Source organism: uncultured Vibrio sp. (assembly GCF_947488985.1).
Taxonomy (GTDB): domain Bacteria; phylum Pseudomonadota; class Gammaproteobacteria; order Enterobacterales; family Vibrionaceae; genus Vibrio.
Genome location: NZ_CANLBV010000299.1, coordinates 1 through 458, shown reverse-complemented (window position 1 = coordinate 458; position 458 = coordinate 1). Strand labels below are relative to the sequence as shown.

Annotated in this window: 1 protein-coding gene; it reads right to left on the bottom strand. The window is 58.5% G+C overall.

The annotated features are described in order from the left end of the window. A partial coding sequence (locus Q1A70_RS20430) for an Ig-like domain-containing protein (RefSeq protein ID WP_299697673.1) occupies positions 1 to 458 on the bottom strand: 458 nt, incomplete at both ends.

Below are 458 nucleotides of genomic sequence, written 5' to 3'. Positions count from 1 at the left end.
GTCACGGTGCCGTTCGCACCTTGAGTCACACCCGTCACACTCGCGTTTTCACCGAAGGTGTCATTATCTAGGACGTTGATGCTGCCCGCGGTGTCTTCATCGGTCGCGATCACGTCGTTAGTCGCGTCATCGACAGAGCCGACCGTCACATTCACGGTCGCCGTTTCAACATTGCCCGCCGCCGTCGTCACGGTGTAAGTGAAGCTGTCGCTGCCGTGGTAGTCCTCATTCGGTGTGTAGGTCACGGTGCCATCAGCATTGAACGTCACGGTGCCGTTCGCACCTTGAGTCACACCCGTCACACTCGCGTTTTCACCGAAGGTGTCATTATCTAGGACGTTGATGCTGCCCGCGGTGTCTTCATCGGTCGCGATCACGTCGTTAGTCGCGTCATCGACAGAGCCGACCGTCACATTCACGGTCGCCGTTTCAACATTGCCCGCCGCCGTCGTCACGGT